This is a genomic window from Geodermatophilus sp. YIM 151500 (assembly GCF_025716945.1).
Taxonomy (GTDB): Bacteria; Actinomycetota; Actinomycetes; order Mycobacteriales; family Geodermatophilaceae; genus YIM-151500.
The window spans coordinates 38,404-56,444 of sequence record NZ_JAOVZT010000011.1 but is presented as its reverse complement, the minus strand read 5'-3'; the positions used below and the strand labels follow the sequence as shown (position 1 = coordinate 56,444).

Genomic DNA, 18,041 nt, shown 5'->3' with positions numbered 1-18,041 from the left:
GAGCCCTTCTCAGTCCAGCTGGACCAGCCAGAACGGCAGGCCCTGGTCGTCGCGGCACAGCGCCGACCGGCCGTACGACTGCCGCTCGAGCTCGCCGGCCCGCCCGCCCGCGGTGCGCACGGCGGCCACGGCGACCTCGACGTCGTCCACGGCGTACACCGGCACGGCGGCGGGGTCCTCCCGGTGGCCGCCGTGGATGCCGACCACGGGGCTGACGGTGGCGTCCTGCCAGGCGTCCTCGACCCGCCCGGGCGACATCGACCAGCCGAGCACCGCCTCGTAGAAGTCGCGGGCCCGGGCGCCGTCGGGCACCCGGAGGGTGAGGTGCACCGTGTCGCCGGGCCGGGCGCCGGCGACGGCCGTGCCCGCGCGGGGGGTGGACTGCAGCATCCACCGGTGCCCGAAGGGGTCGAGGACGACGCCGGTGCGCCCGTACGGCGCATCCGTGGGCGGGCGTTCGACGGTCGCGCCGGCGCTCGCGGCACGGTCCACCGCGTCGTCGACGTCGGCGACCGTGAGGTGCAGCGACACCGCCGTCCGGCCTCCCTCCGGACCGGCCAGGCCGAGTTCGGGCCACTCGTCGGCGAGGTAGACGGTGGCACCGCCGACGTCGAGTTCGGCGTGGCCGATCCGGTCGTCGTCCATCACGACCGGATCGCCGACCTGGCGGGCGCCGAGCGCCTCGGCGTACCAGGCGATCGCCCCCCGGGCGTCGCGGACGGCCAGGTACGGCGTCAGTCGAGCGACCACGGCCGCATCCTGCCGTGCCGTCGCGCCCTCAGCGAAGGGCCCGGTTCACCGCGGAGACCACTGCGCGCAGCGAGGCGCTGACGATGTTGGGGTCGATGCCCACGCCCCACAGGACCCGGTCACCGACGGCGCACTCGACGTAGGCGGCGGCGCGGGCGTCGCCGCCGGCAGAGAGGGCGTGCTCGGCGTAGTCGAGCACCCGGACGTCGACGCCGAGCGCGCTGATCGCGTCGACGAACGCGGCGATCGGGCCGTTGCCCCGCCCCTCGACCGTGACCGGGACGCCTCCGTCGGTGAGCTCGACGACCATCTCGTCGAGGTGCTCGCCGTGCGTCTGGTGCCGGTGTCCGGACAGCGCGAACCGGCCCCACGGGGCGGCCGGGTCGGGCAGGTACTCGGAGCTGAACACCTGCCACATCTGCGCGGCGGTGACCTCGCCGCCCTCGTCGTCGGTGTGCCGCTGGATGACGCCGGAGAACTCGATCTGCAGCCGGCGCGGCAGGTCGAGGTGGTGCTCGGTCTTCATGATGTAGGCGACGCCGCCCTTGCCGGACTGGCTGTTCACCCGGATCACGGCTTCGTAGCTGCGGCCGACGTCCTTGGGGTCGATCGGCAGGTACGGCACCGCCCAGGGCATCTGCTCGACCGGCTTCCCGGCTGCCTGCGCGTCGGCCTTCAGGGCGGTGAAGCCCTTGTTGATCGCGTCCTGGTGGGAGCCGGAGAAGGCGGTGTAGACCAGGTCACCGCCGTACGGGTGCCGCTCGTGGACGCCGAGCTGGTTGCAGTACTCGACGGTGCGCCGGATCTCGTCGATGTCGGAGAAGTCGATCTCCGGGTCGACGCCCTGGCTGAACAGGTTGAGGCCGAGCGTGACCAGGTCGACGTTGCCGGTGCGCTCGCCGTTGCCGAACAGGCAGCCCTCGATGCGGTCGGCGCCGGCGCGGTGGCCCAGTTCGGCGGCGGCGACCGCGGTGCCGCGGTCGTTGTGCGGGTGCAGGCTGAGGACGACCGCGTCGCGCCGGGCGAGGTTGCGGTGCATCCACTCGATCTGGTCGGCGTAGACGGTGGGCTCGGCCATCTCGACGGTGGCAGGCAGGTTGATGATGGTCGGCCGCTCGGGCGTCGGCTCCCAGACGTCGGTGACCGCGTTGCAGACCTCGACGGCGTAGTCCAGCTCGGTGCCGGTGAACGACTCGGGGGAGTACTGGAAGCGGATCTCCGTGTCGCCCATCTCCTCGGCCAGCTTGCGCACGACCTGGGCACCGTGGACGGCGATGTCTGTGATGCCGGCCCGGTCGAGGCCGAAGACGACGCGCCGCTGCAGGGTCGACGTCGAGTTGTACAGGTGCACGATGGCCTGCCGGGCGCCGCGCAGGCTCTCGAAGGTGCGCTCGATCAGCTCGTCCCGGGCCTGGGTGAGCACCTGGATGGTGACGTCGTCGGGGACCAGGTCGTCCTCGACGAGCTGGCGGATGAAGTCGTAGTCGGTCTGGCTGGCGGCCGGGAAGCCGACCTCGATCTCCTTGTAGCCCATCCGGACCAGCAGCTCGAACATGCGTCGCTTGCGGTCCGGCGTCATCGGGTCGATCAGCGCCTGGTTGCCGTCGCGCAGGTCGACGGCGCACCAACGCGGAGCGCGGGTGGTGACCGTCTCCGGCCAGGTGCGGTCGGGCAGGGCGATCGGGGTGAACGCGGTGTACCGGTGGACCGGCATGCCGCTGGGCTGCTGCGGGTTGCGTACGTGCGGGTGGGCGGGGTGGGTGCTCACGGTCCTGGGCTCCTCGGGCGCGGGCTGTGTGGCGCGACGCCGGCCGGCGGTGGCTCGGCTGTCGGGGGGCGGTCAGCAGGCGCCGGGTACGCGCGTTCCCCGCGGCGAGGGGGCCGACCTAGGAGAGGGCCTCGCCGCGGCGGGTAAGCAGGAGGCCGCCACGCACGCCCTCACCGTAGCAGTGGATCAGCACGGATCGCAGCGGCACGGGCAGGCGTCGGTGTGCTTCGGCGGCCCCTGCCAGTCCTCCAGCTCGTCGCAGCCGGGCGGGCAGTCACGGACCCACCCCGGGTCCGACGCCGGGCCGCGGCAGCTGGTGGTCGCCGGGTGGGTCCCCGGCGGCGGCCCGGCGCGCGTCCCGGCCGCGGACGGCGTCGCCAGCCATGGGACGCACCTCGACGCCGTCGCCGTCGAGCAGTGCCAGCCGGAGCCCGGCCGCGGCGGCCGTACGGGCCAGGAGATCGACGCTCATCCCGCGCCGGGTCCCGGGGGGCGCCCGTCGGTCAGAAGGTGTGCCGGAGCCGGAGCCGGATCGGGCGGCCGTCCGGGTCGACCATCAGCCGGTAGACGGGGGTGGCCCAGAGCCGGGTGGGCCAGGCCACCCGTTCGGCGCGGTGCGGCCGCAGCCGCCCTGGCGGCCGGGGTCCCGCGCGGCCGCCGTCGTGCCAGGCCTGCAGGGCGTCCGCGCTGCGCTGCAGCGCGGTGACGAAGGAATCGGGGTCGATCAGGTCGGCGTCCTCGCTGCCGTCGGCGGCTCGGTCGAGGTGCTCGCGGGCGAGCCGCAACCGCAGGTCGCGGGCGAGCACCCGGGCGCCGTCGCCGCGCCCGCCGGGGTCGCGCGGCTCCCGCGGGTCGCGGGTCGTGTCCAGCACGGCGCTGGACAGCTCGCTGTCGTGCGTCCACGACCGGCGGTTGAAGTTGTCGCTGCCGACGCTGAGCCACACGTCGTCGACGACGCAGACCTTGGCGTGCACGTACACCGGCGTGCCGGCGGCGTTCTCGACGTCGTAGACGTGCACCCGGCCGCGGCCGGCCCGCTCGCACAGCTGCAGCGCCTGCCAGCGGCCGATGTACTGCGGCCGCTCCGAGATCGCGCCCTCCTGCTCGGGCACCCGCGGCACCACGACGACCAGGTGCAGGTCGGGGTTGGCCTCCAGCGACCCGGCGAACAGCCGGGCGACCTCGGACGACCACAGGTACTGGTCCTCCAGGTAGATCAGCCGCCGCGCCCGCTGCACGGCCTTCGAGTAACCGCGGGCCACCGACCGCTCGCCGAGCGGCGCGAAGTCGTACGGCGGGTGGATCGCGGGATAGGTGCGCAGGTTCTGCACGACGTGCGGTCCGCACGCCGGTGGAGGTGGCAGTTGCGGCGGCAGCGGGTCGGGCTCCAGGCGGGCGCCCCGCAGCCGGTCCCGCACCCAGGCCAGCGGGTTGTGCACGTCGGCGTTGGTCGGGTCGTCCCACCGCTCGCGGAAGACGGTGTCGAGGACCCCGACGGCCGGCCCGCGGATCTGCAGCTGCACGTCGTGCCACGGTGGTCGGGGGCCGTACACCGAGGACATGGGCAGCGGCTGCGGGTCACCGGCGTGGTCGGCGTCGTCCCGCCGTCCGTGGCAGAGGTCGATGCCGCCGACGAAGGCGACGTCCCGGGTCGGGTCCTGGTCGTGGCGCAGGACGACGAGCTTCTGGTGGTGGCTCCCGTTGCGCCGCACCCGCTGGTCGAGGATCACCTCCCCGCCGCCGTGCTCGACCTCGCGGTCGAGCGCCCGGTTCTCCTCCTTGCTGAACGACAGCCCGTCCCAGTGCGAGCGCCACACCAGCCCGCGGACGCACACCCCCCGGCGAACCGCCTCGGTGAGCAGCTGCGCCACGCTGGGACCCTCGGGCCGCAGCCGCTCGTCCGGATCGCCGCGCCAGTCGGTGAAGAACAGGTGGTCCCCGGCGTCGAGCGCCTCCACCGCCTGGACCAGCCGGTCGAAGTACGTGCTGCCGTGCACCAGCGGCTCGACGAGGTTGCCCTCGGTCCAGGCCGGCAGCCGCGTCGCCGGGTTGCCCCGCTCCTCGGCGGTCAGCAGCCAGTCGGCGGGGGAGTCCACCGGGAGATCACAGCCGCCGCGGCGGCCGGACGCAACCACGAGGGCGCCGGGCCGCCTCGGTAGCCTGTGCACCCGTGGCCCTCGTCGTCCAGAAGTACGGTGGCTCCTCCGTCGCGTCCGCCGAGCACATCAAACGGGTGGCCGAACGGATCGTGGGCGCGAAGAAGGACGGGCACGACGTCGTCGTCGTGGTGTCGGCCATGGGCGACACCACCGACGAGCTGCTCGACCAGGCCAGCCAGATCACCGACGACCCGCCCGGCCGCGAGCTGGACATGCTGCTCACCGCCGGCGAGCGCATCTCCATGGCGCTGCTGGCGATCGCGATCTCGACGCACGGCTACGAGGCCCGCTCGTTCACCGGTTCGCAGGCCGGCGTGATCACCACCGGCAGCCACGGCAAGGCGCGGATCATCGACGTGACGCCGGGCCGGCTGCGCCAGGCGCTCGACGAGGGTTCCATCGTGATCGTCGCCGGGTTCCAGGGCGTCAGCCAGGACACCAAGGACATCACCACGCTGGGCCGCGGCGGTTCGGACACCACCGCCGTCGCCGTCGCCGCGGCGCTGCGGGCCGACGTCTGCGAGATCTACACCGACGTGGACGGCGTGTTCACAGCCGACCCGCGCATCGTGCCCAACGCCCGGCGCCTGGAGACGATCACCTACGAGGAGATGCTCGAGCTCGCCGCCTCCGGCGCGAAGGTGCTCGTGCTCCGGTGCGTCGAGTACGCCCGTCGCTACGGCATCCCCGTGCACGTCCGCAGCTCCTACTCCCAGCTCCCCGGCACCACCGTGACCGGCTCGATGGAGGACCTCCCCGTGGAACAGGCGATCATCTCCGGTGTCGCGCACGACCGCAGCGAGGGCAAGATCACCGTCTACGGCGTGCCCGACCGTCCGGGTGAGGCGGCGCAGATCTTCCGCGTGCTGGCCGACGCCGAGATCAACATCGACATGATCGTGCAGAACGTGTCGGCCGGGGCCAGCAAGCTGGCCGACATCTCCTTCACCCTGCCCAAGAGCGACGGCCCGACCGCGCTGGCGGCGCTGGAGAAGGTCCGCAACACCGTCGGCTTCACCGACGTGAGCTTCGACCAGCACATCGGCAAGATCTCGCTGGTCGGCGCGGGCATGCGCTCGCACCCCGGCGTGTCGGCGCGGTTCTTCGGGGCGCTCGCCGACGCCGGTGTCAACCTGGAACTGATCAGCACGTCGGAGATCCGCATCTCGGTCGTCTGCCGGGACTCCGACGTCGACATCGCCGTCCGGGCGGTGCACGACGCGTTCGAGCTCGGCAGCGACGAGATCGAGGCCGTGGTCTACGGAGGGACGGGACGATGAGCAGCGGGTTCACCTCCGACGGCCTGCGCGTCGGCGTCGTCGGCGCCACCGGGCAGGTCGGCGGCGTGATGCGGCAGATCCTCGCCGAGCGCGGTTTCCCGCTCGGCGAGCTGCGCTTCTTCGCCTCGGCCCGGTCGGCCGGCAGCACCCTGCCCTGGGCGGGCGGCGAGATCGAGGTCGAGGACGCCGCCACCGCCGACCCCCGCGGGCTCGACGTCGCCCTCTTCTCCGCGGGTGCGACCACCTCCAAGGCCCTCGCGCCGAAGTTCGCCGAGGCCGGCGTCACGGTGATCGACAACAGCTCGGCCTGGCGCCGCGACCCCGACGTCCCGCTCATCGTCAGCGAGGTCAACCCGCACGCGCTGGCCGAGATGCGCAAGGGGATCATCGCCAACCCGAACTGCACCACCATGGCCGCCATGCCGGTGCTCGCCCCGCTGCACGCGGAGGCGCAGCTGGCCCGCATCGTCGCCAGCACCTACCAGGCGGTGTCGGGCAGCGGCCTGGCCGGCGTGGAGGAGCTCGACACCCAGGTGCGCGCCGTCGTCGACAAGGCGCCGGAGCTGACCCACGACGGGACGGCGGTCGCCTTCCCGGAGCCGGTGAAGTACGTGCGGCCGATCGCGTTCAACGTGCTGCCGATGGCCGGTTCCGTGGTCGACGACGGGTCCCACGAGACCGACGAGGAGCAGAAGCTCCGCAACGAGAGCCGGAAGATCCTCGGCATCCCGGACCTGCTGGTGTCGGGCACCTGCGTCCGGGTGCCGGTGTACACCGGGCACTCGCTGTCGCTGAACGTCGAGTTCGCCCGGCCGCTGCCGGTCGAGCGCGCCGTCGAGCTGCTGTCGGCCGCGCCCGGGGTGGAGCTCTCCGACGTCCCGACCCCGCTGCAGGCCGCCGGCCGCGACCCGAGCTACGTCGGCCGGATCCGGCAGGACCCGGGCGTGCCCGACGCGCGCGGGCTGGCCTTGTTCGTGAGCAACGACAACCTGCGCAAGGGGGCGGCGCTCAACACCGTCCAGATCGCCGAGCTGGTGAGGGACTCGAAGAGCTGACCACCGCCTGTGGTGGCCGGCGCGGAGGCCGGAGGCCTCCCGCGGGACAGCCGCGCAGCGGCTCAGCTCACCGGGGGAGCGGCTCCTGGCCGCGGGTGCCCGCCGGTAGGCGGACAGTGTCGGAGGGCGAACGACAGGGCGGCCTCGACCTGGCGGATGGTCTCCTCGATGACCAGCGAGCCGTGGCCCGCGTCGAAGCGGTACACCTCGTGCGGCTTGCCGTGCTCGGTCAGCGCGGTCAGGTAGTTCTCGATCTGCCGGATCGGGCAGCGCGGATCGTTCGCCCCGGCGACCACGAGCACCGGCGCGGCGACCGCGTCGACGTAGGTCAGCGGCGAGGAACGGACGTAGACGTCGTGGACCTCGTCCGGTGAGCCCCCGAACAGCGCCCGGTCGTAGGCCCGCAGGCCCTCCATCTCGTCCTCGTAGGCGGCCAGGTAGTCGGCCACCGGCACCTCGGCGATGCCGGCCGCCCACCGCTCCGGCTGGGTGCCCAGGCCCAGCAGGGTCAGGAACCCACCCCAGGAGCCGCCCGACAGCAGCGCCCGCTGCGGGTCGACGACACCCTCGGCGACCAGCGCGTCGTACACGGCGCCGACGTCCTCCAGCTCGGTGAGACCCGGCCGGCCGGTCAGGGCGTCGCGCCAGGCGCTGCCGTAGCCGGTCGAGCCGCGGTAGTTCACGTGCACCACGGCGTAGCCCGCGTCGACGTAGGCAGCCCGGCGGGCGCGGTAGGAGTCGTCGTCGGCCGCCTCCGGTCCGCCGTGCACGAGGAAGGCCGTCGCGTACGGCGGTGCACCTCCCCGCCCGCCCGTGGCCGGCCGGACCAGCAGCGCGTGCACGGAGCCGCCGGGACCGGGCACCCAGCGGTCCTCGACCGGGTAGGCCGCCGGCGGCGCGGTGTCGCTCACCGACAGCACCACCGGCCCGTCGGCGCGCCGGATGACCGGCGGCTCCACCGACGACGACCAGGCCAGCTCCACCGTGCCGTCGGGCCGTGCCGTGGCACCCCGGACGACGCCGGGCGGGGTGTCCAGCTTCTCCAGGGCACCGGTGCCCAGGTCGTAGCGGTACAACTCGGTGCGGGCGGCGTGGTCGTGCCCGACCAGCAGCGCCGAGCCGTCGGGGTACCAGCCGGCGGTGACGTCCCCGGGCAGGTCCAGGACGATCTCCTGCTCGGTGTCGGCCGCGACGTCCCAGACCAGCAGCTCCTCGCGGCCGCGCCGCTCGTGCCCGACGAGCAACCGCCGGTCGTCGGGCAGCGGGCCGAACTCCAGGGCGTGCAGGCCGCGGCCCTCGCCGTCCCACTTCTCGGCCACGACGGCCGGCGCGTCCAGGGTGGTGTGCGTCGTGCGCAGCACGCGCAGCGCCGGGTACCGCGGGTCGCCGTGCTCGGAGTGCGACAGCACGACCAGCTCGTCGTCGCGGGTGAGCGCGTCCACCGACGCGGGGTCCGGGTGCCGGTAGAACACCCGCGGCCGGTCGCCGGACGGCGCCAACCACAGCTCGCTGCCGTCGTCGGTGGACCGGCCGATCGCCACCAGCGAGCGCCCGATCTCCAGGCCGGCCGGATAGGCGGGCTCCACCTCCGGCACCGCGACGACGTCGTCACCGCCGGTGAACGGCTGGGTGCGCCAGACGCCGAACTCGTCCCCGTCGCTGTCGGCGAACCACCAGATCGTCCCGCCGTCCGGGCTCAGCGTGCCGACCAGGGTGCCGTTGGGCCGGTCGGTGACCCGGCGGTGCTCACCGGTCTCCCGGTCCCAGGCGTACTGCTCCACGACGCCGCTGACGTCGGAGGTGTAGAGGCAGCGGTGCGGCGCGTCGTGGGCCCACTCCGGAAGCGACACCCGCGGCGCCCGGAAGCGGGCCTGCCAGCGGGCGGTGACCTCGGGCGGGAGGGCGGGCGGCGGAGCGGCCGACAGCGGGGCGGCCCCCGCCACGGTGTCGGACGGGGACGGGGCGGGCTGCGCAGTCATCGCGGGCCATCATCCCCCGGGCCGGTGCCGGTCTCGACGCACCCCCGGGACGACTCAGGGGCCGCCGGTTCCGGCGGCCCCTGAGCGGGGTCGGGGTGACAGGATTTGAACCTGCGGCCTCGTCGTCCCGAACGACGCGCGCTACCAAGCTGCGCCACACCCCGGGGTGCCGGACGAGTCTAGCCGACCGCCCGGCGGCTGCGGTCAGGCCTCCCGAGCGGTCAGCGTGAGCAGCGTCGCCTCGGGCGGGCAGGCGAAGCGGACCGGCGCGTACGGGCTGGTGCCCAGGCCGGCGGACACGTGCAGCCAGGTGCCCGCCGGCGAGCCCGGCGACGGGGCGGCCCAGCGGTGCAGCCACCGGACACGGGCCCGGTCGATGCCGCAGTTGGTGACCAGCGCCCCGAAACCGGGGACGCGCAGCTGCCCGCCGTGGGTGTGCCCGCAGAGCAGCAGGTCGTAGCCGTCGGCGGCGAACCGGTCGAGCACCCGGGGTTCGGGGGAGTGGGCCAGCCCGATGCGGATGTCGGCGGCCGGGTCGGCGGGGCCGGCCACCCGGTCGTAGCGGTCGAGCCCGAGGTGGGAGTCGTCGACGCCGGCGAACACGATCCGCCGTCCGCCGACGACCAGCTCGCCGCGCTGGTTGGTGAGGTCCAGCCAGCCGCGGGAGAGCAGCCCGTCGCGCAGGTCGGTCCACGGCAGCGGGTCGCCGTGCACCCGCTCGTGGTTCCGCTTGAAGTACTTGAGCGGGTTCTTCGGCCGGGGCGCGTAGTAGTCGTTGCTGGCCAACACGAACGCGCCGGGCCGGTCGAGCAGCGGGTCGAGGGCACGCAGCGTCGCGGGGACGGCGTCGTGCCCGGCCAGGTTGTCGCCGGTGTCGACCACCAGGTCCGGCTCGAGCGCCGCCAGCCCGGCCACCCACTCCTGCTTGCCGGTCTGCCCCGCGGTCATGTGCAGGTCGGACACGTGCAGCACGGTGAGCGGCGCGGACCCGGGGGCGAGTACGGGGACGTCGACGCGGCGCAGCGTCCACCGGGTGCGCTCGTACAGGCTCGCGTACCCCGTGACGGCCCCGCCGGTCAGGAGGGCGGCCGAGGGCAGGGCGGTGTACCAGCGCACGGTTGCCCACCCTACGGTCCGCCGGACCGGCGGCCGTGCCAGGCTGACCGGGTGCCCGACCTGAAGGACCGTCTGCGCGACGACCTGACCACCGCGATGAAGGCCCGCGACGAGCTGCGCACCGCGACCCTGCGCATGGTGCTGGCCGCGGTGAGCGCCGAGGAGGTGTCCGGCAAGGAGGCCCGTACGCTAACCGACGACGAGGTGCAGGCCGTCGTGCGGCGCGAGGCGAAGAAGCGCCGGGAGGCCGCGGAGGCCTTCGCCGAGGCGGGCCGCAGCGAGCAGGCCGAGCGCGAGCGCGCGGAGGGCGACGTGCTGGCCGGTTACCTGCCGGCGCAGCTGGACGACGCCGACCTCGCCGCGCTGGTCGCCGATGTCGTCACGCGCACCGGCGCCACCGGGATGAAGGACATGGGCCGCGTCATGGGCGCGGCGACCGGTGCGGTGGCCGGGCGGGCGGAGGGCTCCCGCGTGGCGGCCGAGGTACGTCGCCAGCTGAGCTGACCCGCGAGCGGAGTGGATCCGTGGCGGCCACCCGCATGGCGGTCACCCGCACGGATCCACTCCGCTCGGGTCAGTCGTTGCCGTTGCGCCGGTCGCCGCCACCGCCGCCGTTGCGGTCGCCGTTGCCGCCGCCGCCGTTGCGCCGGTCGCCCGAGGCGTCACCGTCCCCGCCGGCGCCGGCGCCGGCGCCGGTGCCGCCGTCCGGCGCGGCCGGATCGGAGCCGCCGCCGCTCACCTGGATCGTGACCACCTGCCCGGCCGACACCCGGGAGCCCGCGGCCGGCGAGAGCCCCAGGACGGTGCCCCGTGGCTGGTCGGCGCCGGCTTCGGTGACGGCGGAGCGCAGTCCGGCGGCCTGCAGCGCGCGCCGGCACTCGTCGAGCGCCCGGCAGTCCGGCACGACGCGGGTGTTGCCGTTCTGCACCACGGGGTCGGCGGCCGCGAAGGGCACCATCGGCCGCCCGCCGAGGATCGGTGCCATCGCGTCGTGCCAGATGGTCGCGCCCTTGCCGCCGCCGAAGCTGCCGACGTCGCGGCCCTCCTTCGGGTCGAGCACCATCACGCTGGCCGCGTACTCGGGCGTGTAGCCGACGAAGGCGACCGAGTAGCGGCTCTGCGTCGTCCCGGTCTTGCCGGCGATCTGGTGACCGGGCACGTAGGCGCGAGCGCCGGTCTGCCCGGGCGTGCCCGGCTCGACGTCCTTGCGCAGGATCTGGTTCAGCGTCGTGGCCACGCCCTGCGGGATCGACCCGGGTGTGCAGCTGTTGTCGGCGACCAGCGGCCGGCCGTCCTTCTGCAGCGGCTCGCCGTCCCGGTCGAGCACCGCGGTGACCGGCGTCGGGTCGCAGCGGGTCCCGTTGGCGGCCAGCGTCGAGTAGGCGTTGGCGAGGTCGAGCGGGCTGGTCGGCTCGGCGCCGAAGGTGAACGAGCCCCGGTTCTCGTCGATGATCTGGTCCGCCGGCGTCTGGTTGGGCTGGTCGAAGCGCATGCCCATCCGCTCGGCCATGCGCACCGGGCCCTCGACGCTGCCGAGCGCGTCCTCCAGCGCCAGGAAGTAGGTGTTGGAGGACATGACCAGCGCCTGCTCCATGTCCGACGTGCCCGGGTAGCCGCTGCCGGCGTTGGGGACCGAGTAGGGGCGGCTGCCGTTCTTGTAGACCCGCGACGTGTACCGGTTGCCGGTGCTGATCGTGTAGTACTGCGAGAAGCCCCGTTCCAGCGCGGCCGCCGCGGTGAACACCTTGTAGGTCGACCCGGAGCCCTGGCTCGCCCGCACGTTGAGCACGACCGACTCGCAGACCGCGGGGTCGGAGCAGCCGTACTCCCGGTTGACGCTCATCGCCAGCACGTGGCCCGTGCCCGGCTCGACGACGGTGTACATACCGGCCAGCGAGTCGCCCATCGGCAGCGTGTTCAGCACCGCCTGGTCGCCGGCCGCCTGGACGTCGGGGCGCAGCGTCGTCTGCACCGTCAGCCCGCCGTTCGCCAGCTCGCCCTCGGTCAGGCCCAGCGTCCCGATCAGGTACTCGCGCACGTAGGCGCAGAAGAAGCCGCCGGTGGAGGCGTCGATGCAGCCGTTCTGCGCCGGAGGCTGCGGCGCGACCTCGACCGGGGTGGCCGAGATGTCGGCGAGCTCCTGGTCGGTGATGTGGCCGAGCACGTGCATCCGCTGCAGCACCTGGTTGCGGCGGACCTGCGCGTTCTCCGGGTTGAGGATGGGGTCGTCGTTGGCCGGGCTCTGCGCCAGGCCGGCCAGCATGGCGGCCTGCGGCAGGCTGAGATCGGCGGCGTTCACGCTGAAGTAGCGCTGCGCCGCGGCCTGGACGCCGTAGGCCCCCTGGCCGAAGTACACGAGGTTCAGGTAGCGGGTGAGGATCTCGTCCTTCGAGTACTCCTCCTCCAGCCGCAGGGCCAGACGCGCCTCGCGCAGCTTGCGACCGACGTTCTGCTCGGTCGCCGCCCGCCGTTCCTCGGCGGTGTCGGCGCTCTGCAGCAGCGTCTGCTTGACGAGCTGCTGGGTGAGGGTGGAGCCGCCCTCGCGCACCGCTCCCGCCGCCAGGTTCGTGGCGAGCGCGCGCATGGTGCCCTGGACGTCGAGCCCGTTGTGCGCGTAGAAGCGCGAGTCCTCGATGTCGACCAGCGCCTGCTTCATGACGTCGGCGATCTGGTCGCTGGGCACCGGCGACCGGTTGTTCGTGTAGAAGTTCGTGATCAGCGAGCCGTCGGCCGCCAGCACGCGGGTGTTGCCGGCCGGTGTGGCCTCGGTCAGCTCCTCCGGCAGGGTCTCGAGCAGGGACGCCGAGTTGCGCGCCACCATGCCCGTCCCGCCGACCCAGGGCAGCAGCAGGCCGGCCAGCAGCGCACCCGCCACGACGACCGTCATGGCGAGCTTGGCGAGGATCGTGGACCGGCGGCGCGCGTTCTCCGTCATCGCAGGCCAGAGTACGTGCCGGAGGGTATGAGCTGCGTCACGTCGAGTCGCGACGCTCGGTGACGCGGCGGCGGCGTCGGATCAGCGGCGGCGGACGGGCAGCACGCGGGTCCGCGGGATCCCGGTGGGGGTGTCGTCCGGGCCGGTCAGCTCGCCGGCCATCTCCCGCAGCCCCTCGAGGTCGTGCACGTCGCCCGCGGCGGCGTGCACGGTGCGGACGGCGACGTCGGGGTGGGCGCTGGTGAACCGGTCGGCCAGGTGCTGTTCCCGGGCGGCCAGGGTCATCCGCTCGGCGTGCACCCGCAGCGCCGCCGCGGCCAGCTCGGCGCCCTCGCCGCCGGCCTCGACCACCTCCTCCGCGGCGCCCTCGGCGCGGGTCGCCGACAGCACGGTGGTCGCCGGCGGGTGGGTGCGGTTGAGCACCAGCCCGGCCAGCGGCAGGCCCTCCGTGGAAAGCCGGTCGACGAAGAAGGAGGCCTCGCGGAGCGCGTCCGGCTCGGGGGTGGCGACCACGACGAACGACGTGCCGGGGCGGTGGAGCAGCTCGTAGGTGGCGTTCGCCCGCTCGCGGAAACCGCCGAACATGGTGTCCAGCGCGGAGACGAAGGCGGAGATGTCGCGCAGGAGCTGGCCGCCGAGCACCTTCGAGATGATCCGGCTGAAGACCAGGAAGCCGGCGCTGACGAACTTGAGGCCGGCCCGGCTGGGGGCCGTGAGCAGCCGGATCATCGTGCCGTCGAGGAAGCGGCTCATCCGGTTGGGGGCGTCGAGGAAGTCCAACGCGGACCGGGACGGCGGGGTGTCGACGACGATGAGGTCCCAGGTGTCGGCGGCCCGCAGCTGGCCGAGCTTCTCCATCGCCATGTACTCCTGCGTCCCGGCGAAGGACGACGACAGCGACTGGTAGAAGGGGTTGTCGAGGATCTGCTGGGCCCGCTCGGGGGTGGAGTGCGCCACGACGATGTCGTCGAAGGTGCGCTTCATGTCCAGCATCATCGCGTGCAGCTCGCCGGCGGCCCCCGGGACGTCGATCCGTCGGGGCTCGTTGTCCAGCTCCTCCAGGCCCAGCGACTGGGCCAGCCGGCGGGCCGGGTCGATGGTGAGGACGACGACCCGCCGCCCGGCCTCGGCCGCGGCCAGGCCCAGCGCCGCGGACGTCGTCGTCTTGCCGACCCCGCCGGCGCCGCAGCAGACGATGATCCGCGAGCCGGGGTCGGTGATGAGGGCGGCGAGGTCCATCGGCGGGGCCTCGCGACCCGGCTGCGGCCGGGCACCGGGGGCGGGCCGGTGCGTGCCGGCGGGCTCGGTGGCCGCGGCGGGCTCGACCGCCATCAGGCGGCCACCTCGGCGCGCAGGTGCTCCTCCAGCCGGCCGGCCAGCTCGAACAGGCAGCCGACGTCCATGGGCCCGGGCATCAGCGGCAGCTCGACGACCGGCCGGCCGAGCGCCTCGACGTCGTCGCGCAGCTCGTCCTGCGCCGCCCAGCGCTGCGCGTGCTCGACGACCTGTGCGGCCAGCGCGGCGGCGAGGCCGTCGGTGCCGGGCAGGTGCACGGTGCCCAGCGCGGCGGCCAGGTCGGCGCCGGTGAGCCCACCCTCCGCCGCCCGGCGCAGGTCGGTCTCGGGCAGCGCCGGCTCGGTGGCCATGTTGACGATGACCGAGCCGATCGGCAGCGAGGCCGCCGACAGCTCGGCGATCGCGTCGGCGGTCTCCTGGACCGGCATGTCCTCGAGCAGCGTGACCACGTGGACGGCGGTCTGCGGCGAGCGCAGCACGGCCATGACGCCGTCACTCTGCGTCCTGATCGGGCCCGAGCGGGCCAGCTGCGCCATCTCCGCGGTGACACCGAGGAAGCGGGTGATCCGGCCGGTGGGCGGGGCGTCGACGACGACGGCGTCGTAGACGGGACGGCCCTTCTCCCGCCGCGTCACCGCCTCCTTGATCTTGCCGGTGAGCAGCACGTCGCGGAGCCCGGGGGCGATGGCGGTGGCGAAGTCGATCGCGCCCATCTTGCGCAGCGCCCGGCCGGCCCGGCGCAGGTTGTAGAACATGTCGAGGTACTCGAGCAACGCCTCCTCGACGTCGATCGCGAGCGCCCGGACCTCGCCGTGGCCGCGGGTCACCGCGACCCGCCGTTCCTCGTAGGGCAGCGGCGGGGTGTCGAACAGCTGGGCGATGCCCTGGCGGCCCTCGGTCTCGACCAGCAGCACCGTGCGCCCGTCGGCGGCCAGCGCCAGCGCCAGGGCGGCGGCGACCGTCGTCTTGCCGGTGCCGCCCTTTCCGGTGACGACGTGCAGTCGCGCAGCGCTCACCCGCACCAGCCTAGGAGTCGGAGGACCCTCCTGCCCCCCACCGTTCGCAAGCTCACGGCGGGGACCCTGCAGGAAGGTCGGGTGCCCCGGGGCCACGCCGGGCCGCGGGCGGCTGCGCTAGCGTCCAGGTCATGAGCGAACCGGCCCGTCGCAGGTGGGAGTACGCGACCATCCCGCTGCTGATCCACAACACCAAGGCGATCCTCGATTCGTGGGGCGTCGACGGCTGGGAACTCGTGGCGGTGCTGCCCGGCCCGGGTGGTCCGGAGCAGCCGGTGGCCTACCTCAAGCGGCCGGTCGAGTGAGGCGGCGCCGATGACCTCCCCGTCGCCGTCCGGGAACCCGCCGCGGAGCTGGCAGGCCCGCCTCGCCGAGCTGGGCATCCGGCTTCCGGCGGTGGCCGCGCCGGTGGCCTCGTACGTGCCCGCCGTCCGCACCGGCTCGCTCGTGTTCACCTCTGGGCAGCTGCCCTTCGTCGACGGCGGGCTGCGACGCACCGGCAAGGTGGGTGGCTCAGTCGACGTGGAGGCCGCCGCCGCCGACGCCAAGGTCTGCGCGCTCAACGCGCTCGCCGCGATCGACGAGCTGGTCGGCCTGGACTCGGTCGCCCGGGTCGTGCGGGTCGTCGGCTACGTGGCCAGCGTCGAGGGTTTCACCGGCCAGGCGCGCGTGATCAACGGCGCCAGCGAGCTGCTCGGCCGCATCTTCGGCCCGGCCGGTCAGCACGCGCGCAGCGCGATCGGGGTGGCCGAGCTGCCGCTGGGCTCCCCGGTCGAGGTCGAGCTGACCGTCGAACTGGCGGAGTGAGATCGAGCATGCTGCGGTCCCGGTGCGGAGGCCCGGAGGCCGTGACCTCGCCGTCCTCCGGACGGGACCACCACGAGGCGCCGTCACGGCCGACGGGGAGCGTGGTCCGGGCGGGCAGCCTGCGGCCTCCGCGCCGCGACCACGGCCTCCCGGCGCGACCGTGACCGCCGTCCCACGGCAGGCGGCGACGGTGCTGCTCCTGCGCGACGGGGCCGAGGGCCTCGAGGTGTACGTGCTGCGCCGGACGCGCGGCATGCCGTTCGCCGGAGGCATGACCGCCTACCCGGGCGGGGGCGTCGACCCGCGGGACGGTGACACCGAGATCGGCTGGGTGGGGCCGCCACCCGCGGAGTGGGCGGCCGCCTTCGGGTGCGACGAGCGGCTCGCCCGCGAGCTGGTCTGCGCCGCGGTGCGGGAGACCTTCGAGGAGGCCGGCGTCCTGCTGGCGGGTTCGGGGGACGGCGTCGTCCCCGACGTGTCCGGCCAGGACTGGGAGGACCAGCGCCAGGCGCTGCTCAGCCGGGAGCTCTCCCTCGCCGAGCTGCTCGCCGTCCGCGACCTCTCGGTGCGCTCGGACCTGCTGCGGCCCTTCGCGCACTGGATCACCCCGCCGGTCGAGCCGCGCCGCTACGACACGAAGTTCTTCGCCGCGGCGCTCCCGCTCGGCCAGGAGGCCCGGCACGTCTCCGGGGAGGCCGACGAGGCGTGCTGGCTGCGACCCGAGGCGGCCCTGGCGGAGATGTCCGCGGGCACCCGGCCGATGCTGCCGCCGACCATCCACACCCTGGGCCAGCTGAAGCCGTTCCCCGACGTCACGGCCGCCCTCGCCGGCTCGCCGCCCGAGCCGCTGCACCCGATCAGCCCGATCTTCACCGAGGAGCCCGACGGCCGCTGGGCCGTGCTGCCCGACGGCACCCGCATCCGGATGGTCGTGCCGTTGCCTTCGTGACCCTCCGGGTCACACCGCGGCCAACGGCCGTTCCCCCGCTGCGTGGAGCCCCGCCTCGCGTCCCCGCCGGGGAGCCTCCGGCCCCCGCGCCGGGTCCGCGACCCCCGCAGGGCGGCTCTCGCCGGCACCGCGGCCAACGGCCGTTCCCCCGCTGCGTGGAGCCCCGCCTCGCGTCCCCGCCGGGGAGCCTCCGGCCCCCGCGCCGGGTCCGCGACCCCCGCAGGGCGGCTCTCGCGTTCAGCGCTCGACGGGTGTCACCGCGCGCGGCGGCGCAGCCGGTCCTCGTCGAGGATGACCACCGACTTGCCCTGCAGCTGGATCCAGCCGCGGTGGACGAAGTCGGCCAGCGCCTTGTTGACCGTCTCGCGCGAGGCGCCCACGAGCTGGGCGAGCTCCTCCTGGGTCAGGTCGTGCTTGACCCGCAGGCCCTCGCTCTCGCGGCTGCCGAACCGGTCGGCCATCTGAAGCAGCGCTTTGGCGACGCGGCCCGGCACGTCGGTGAAGATCAGGTCGGCCACCGAGTCGTTGGTGCGCCGCAGCCGGCGGGCCAGCACTCGCAGCAGCTGCTCGCCGATCTCGGGGTGCGCCTCGATCCACAGCCGCAGGACCGACTGCGGCATGCGGGCCAGCTTGACGTCGGTCACCGCGGTGGCCGACGCGGTGCGCGGGCCGGGGTCGAACACCGACAGCTCGCCGAACTGGTCGGACGGCCCCATGACCGCCAGCACGTTCTCGCGCCCGTCCGGCGCCCGCCGGGACAACTTGATCTTGCCCTGCAGGACGATGTAGAGGCTGTCGCCCGGCTCGCCTTCCTGGAAGACCGTCTTGCCGCGAGGAAGGGTGAGGGTCTCCAAACGGCTGGCGACCGGCTCCACCGCCTCTTCCGACAACCCCTGGAAGAGCCCGGACTGGGCCAGCACCTCGTCCACTG

Annotated in this window: 16 protein-coding genes and 1 tRNA gene; 6 read left to right on the top strand and 11 right to left on the bottom strand. The window is 74.2% G+C overall.

Annotated features, from left to right (window positions below):
• Nucleotides 1-9: 9 nt before the first annotated feature.
• The 4 genes from OF117_RS17000 to OF117_RS16985 all read right to left on the bottom strand — a co-directional run bounded on the left by OF117_RS17000 (nucleotide 10) and on the right by OF117_RS16985 (nucleotide 4,614).
• Nucleotides 10-750 (bottom strand): VOC family protein, encoded by a 741-nt coding sequence (locus OF117_RS17000; protein ID WP_263554033.1) that lies wholly within the window; start codon nucleotides 748-750, stop codon nucleotides 10-12.
• A gap of 28 nt (nucleotides 751-778) precedes the next feature.
• On the bottom strand, nucleotides 779-2,518 hold the full coding sequence (gene leuA, locus OF117_RS16995) for a 2-isopropylmalate synthase (protein ID WP_263554032.1): 1,740 nt from the start codon (nucleotides 2,516-2,518) through the stop codon (nucleotides 779-781).
• 274 nt (nucleotides 2,519-2,792) lie between these two features.
• The gene (locus OF117_RS16990; protein ID WP_263554031.1) at nucleotides 2,793-2,990 is read right to left on the bottom strand and encodes a hypothetical protein; all 198 of its coding nucleotides are present in this window, start codon (nucleotides 2,988-2,990) and stop codon (nucleotides 2,793-2,795) included.
• Between the two features lie 31 nt (nucleotides 2,991-3,021).
• Entirely contained in the window at nucleotides 3,022-4,614 is a 1,593-nt protein-coding gene (locus OF117_RS16985) for a phospholipase D family protein (RefSeq protein WP_263554030.1), read from the bottom strand.
• 74 nt (nucleotides 4,615-4,688) lie between these two features.
• Between OF117_RS16985 and OF117_RS16980 the strand changes: the two genes are divergently transcribed.
• Nucleotides 4,689-5,957, top strand: coding sequence for an aspartate kinase (locus tag OF117_RS16980; RefSeq protein WP_263554029.1), 1,269 nt, complete (start codon nucleotides 4,689-4,691; stop codon nucleotides 5,955-5,957).
• The gene (locus OF117_RS16975) at nucleotides 5,954-7,012 is read left to right on the top strand and encodes an aspartate-semialdehyde dehydrogenase (RefSeq protein ID WP_263554028.1); all 1,059 of its coding nucleotides are present in this window, start codon (nucleotides 5,954-5,956) and stop codon (nucleotides 7,010-7,012) included. Before OF117_RS16980 ends, OF117_RS16975 begins: the two co-directional genes overlap by 4 nt.
• 62 nt (nucleotides 7,013-7,074) lie before the next feature.
• Here the strand turns inward: OF117_RS16975 and OF117_RS16970 are convergent, their stop codons facing one another.
• The 3 genes from OF117_RS16970 to OF117_RS16960 form a co-directional block, all read right to left on the bottom strand.
• Nucleotides 7,075-8,991 (bottom strand): prolyl oligopeptidase family serine peptidase, encoded by a 1,917-nt coding sequence (locus OF117_RS16970; protein ID WP_263554027.1) that lies wholly within the window; start codon nucleotides 8,989-8,991, stop codon nucleotides 7,075-7,077.
• A gap of 90 nt (nucleotides 8,992-9,081) precedes the next feature.
• Nucleotides 9,082-9,155 (bottom strand) — tRNA-Pro (locus OF117_RS16965).
• A 40-nt stretch (nucleotides 9,156-9,195) separates the two neighbouring features.
• Nucleotides 9,196-10,107: a metallophosphoesterase gene (locus OF117_RS16960; protein WP_263554026.1), complete on the bottom strand. Its 912-nt coding sequence runs from the start codon at nucleotides 10,105-10,107 to the stop codon at nucleotides 9,196-9,198.
• Between the two features lie 51 nt (nucleotides 10,108-10,158).
• Between OF117_RS16960 and OF117_RS16955 the strand changes: the two genes are divergently transcribed.
• Nucleotides 10,159-10,611, top strand: a complete 453-nt coding sequence (locus OF117_RS16955; RefSeq protein WP_263554025.1) for a GatB/YqeY domain-containing protein — start codon at nucleotides 10,159-10,161, stop codon at nucleotides 10,609-10,611.
• A gap of 70 nt (nucleotides 10,612-10,681) precedes the next feature.
• Here OF117_RS16955 and OF117_RS16950 read toward each other — a convergent pair whose 3' ends face one another.
• The 3 genes from OF117_RS16950 to OF117_RS16940 form a co-directional block, all read right to left on the bottom strand.
• Nucleotides 10,682-13,042, bottom strand: coding sequence for a penicillin-binding protein (locus OF117_RS16950; RefSeq protein ID WP_263554024.1), 2,361 nt, complete (start codon nucleotides 13,040-13,042; stop codon nucleotides 10,682-10,684).
• A gap of 81 nt (nucleotides 13,043-13,123) precedes the next feature.
• Nucleotides 13,124-14,374, bottom strand: a complete 1,251-nt coding sequence (locus tag OF117_RS16945; protein WP_263554023.1) for an ArsA family ATPase — start codon at nucleotides 14,372-14,374, stop codon at nucleotides 13,124-13,126.
• Nucleotides 14,374-15,354 (bottom strand): ArsA-related P-loop ATPase, encoded by a 981-nt coding sequence (locus OF117_RS16940; protein WP_263554022.1) that lies wholly within the window; start codon nucleotides 15,352-15,354, stop codon nucleotides 14,374-14,376. The genes OF117_RS16945 and OF117_RS16940 overlap by 1 nt, the downstream gene beginning before the upstream one ends.
• Nucleotides 15,355-15,485: 131 nt before the next feature.
• Here OF117_RS16940 and OF117_RS16935 point away from each other — a divergent pair, with 131 nt between their 5' ends.
• The 3 genes from OF117_RS16935 to OF117_RS16925 all read left to right on the top strand — a co-directional run bounded on the left by OF117_RS16935 (nucleotide 15,486) and on the right by OF117_RS16925 (nucleotide 17,110).
• Nucleotides 15,486-15,659 carry a DUF4177 domain-containing protein gene (locus OF117_RS16935; protein ID WP_263554021.1) on the top strand — a complete coding sequence of 58 codons (174 nt, stop codon included), beginning with the start codon at nucleotides 15,486-15,488 and terminating at the stop codon, nucleotides 15,657-15,659.
• A gap of 10 nt (nucleotides 15,660-15,669) precedes the next feature.
• Nucleotides 15,670-16,161 carry a RidA family protein gene (locus OF117_RS16930; protein ID WP_263554020.1) on the top strand — a complete coding sequence of 164 codons (492 nt, stop codon included), beginning with the start codon at nucleotides 15,670-15,672 and terminating at the stop codon, nucleotides 16,159-16,161.
• Between the two features lie 160 nt (nucleotides 16,162-16,321).
• Complete coding sequence (locus OF117_RS16925) at nucleotides 16,322-17,110, top strand: NUDIX hydrolase (protein WP_263554019.1); 789 nt, start codon at nucleotides 16,322-16,324, stop codon at nucleotides 17,108-17,110.
• Between the two features lie 254 nt (nucleotides 17,111-17,364).
• Here OF117_RS16925 and OF117_RS16920 read toward each other — a convergent pair whose 3' ends face one another.
• Nucleotides 17,365-18,039, bottom strand: a complete 675-nt coding sequence (locus OF117_RS16920; RefSeq protein WP_263554018.1) for a Crp/Fnr family transcriptional regulator — start codon at nucleotides 18,037-18,039, stop codon at nucleotides 17,365-17,367.
• Nucleotides 18,040-18,041 lie beyond the last annotated feature (2 nt).

Excerpts from the sequence above, each read along its gene's own strand:
- OF117_RS16990 (WP_263554031.1), bottom strand. The coding sequence starts at position 2,990 with ATGAGCGTCGATCTCCTGGCCCGTACGGCCGCCGCGGCCGGGCTCCGG.
- OF117_RS16975 (WP_263554028.1), top strand. The coding sequence starts at position 5,954 with ATGAGCAGCGGGTTCACCTCCGACGGCCTGCGCGTCGGCGTCGTCGGC.
- OF117_RS16970 (WP_263554027.1), bottom strand. The coding sequence starts at position 8,991 with ATGACTGCGCAGCCCGCCCCGTCCCCGTCCGACACCGTGGCGGGGGCC.
- OF117_RS16950 (WP_263554024.1), bottom strand. The coding sequence starts at position 13,042 with ATGACGGAGAACGCGCGCCGCCGGTCCACGATCCTCGCCAAGCTCGCC.
- OF117_RS16945 (WP_263554023.1), bottom strand. The coding sequence starts at position 14,374 with ATGGCGGTCGAGCCCGCCGCGGCCACCGAGCCCGCCGGCACGCACCGG.
- OF117_RS16935 (WP_263554021.1), top strand. The coding sequence starts at position 15,486 with ATGAGCGAACCGGCCCGTCGCAGGTGGGAGTACGCGACCATCCCGCTG.
- OF117_RS16930 (WP_263554020.1), top strand. The coding sequence starts at position 15,670 with ATGACCTCCCCGTCGCCGTCCGGGAACCCGCCGCGGAGCTGGCAGGCC.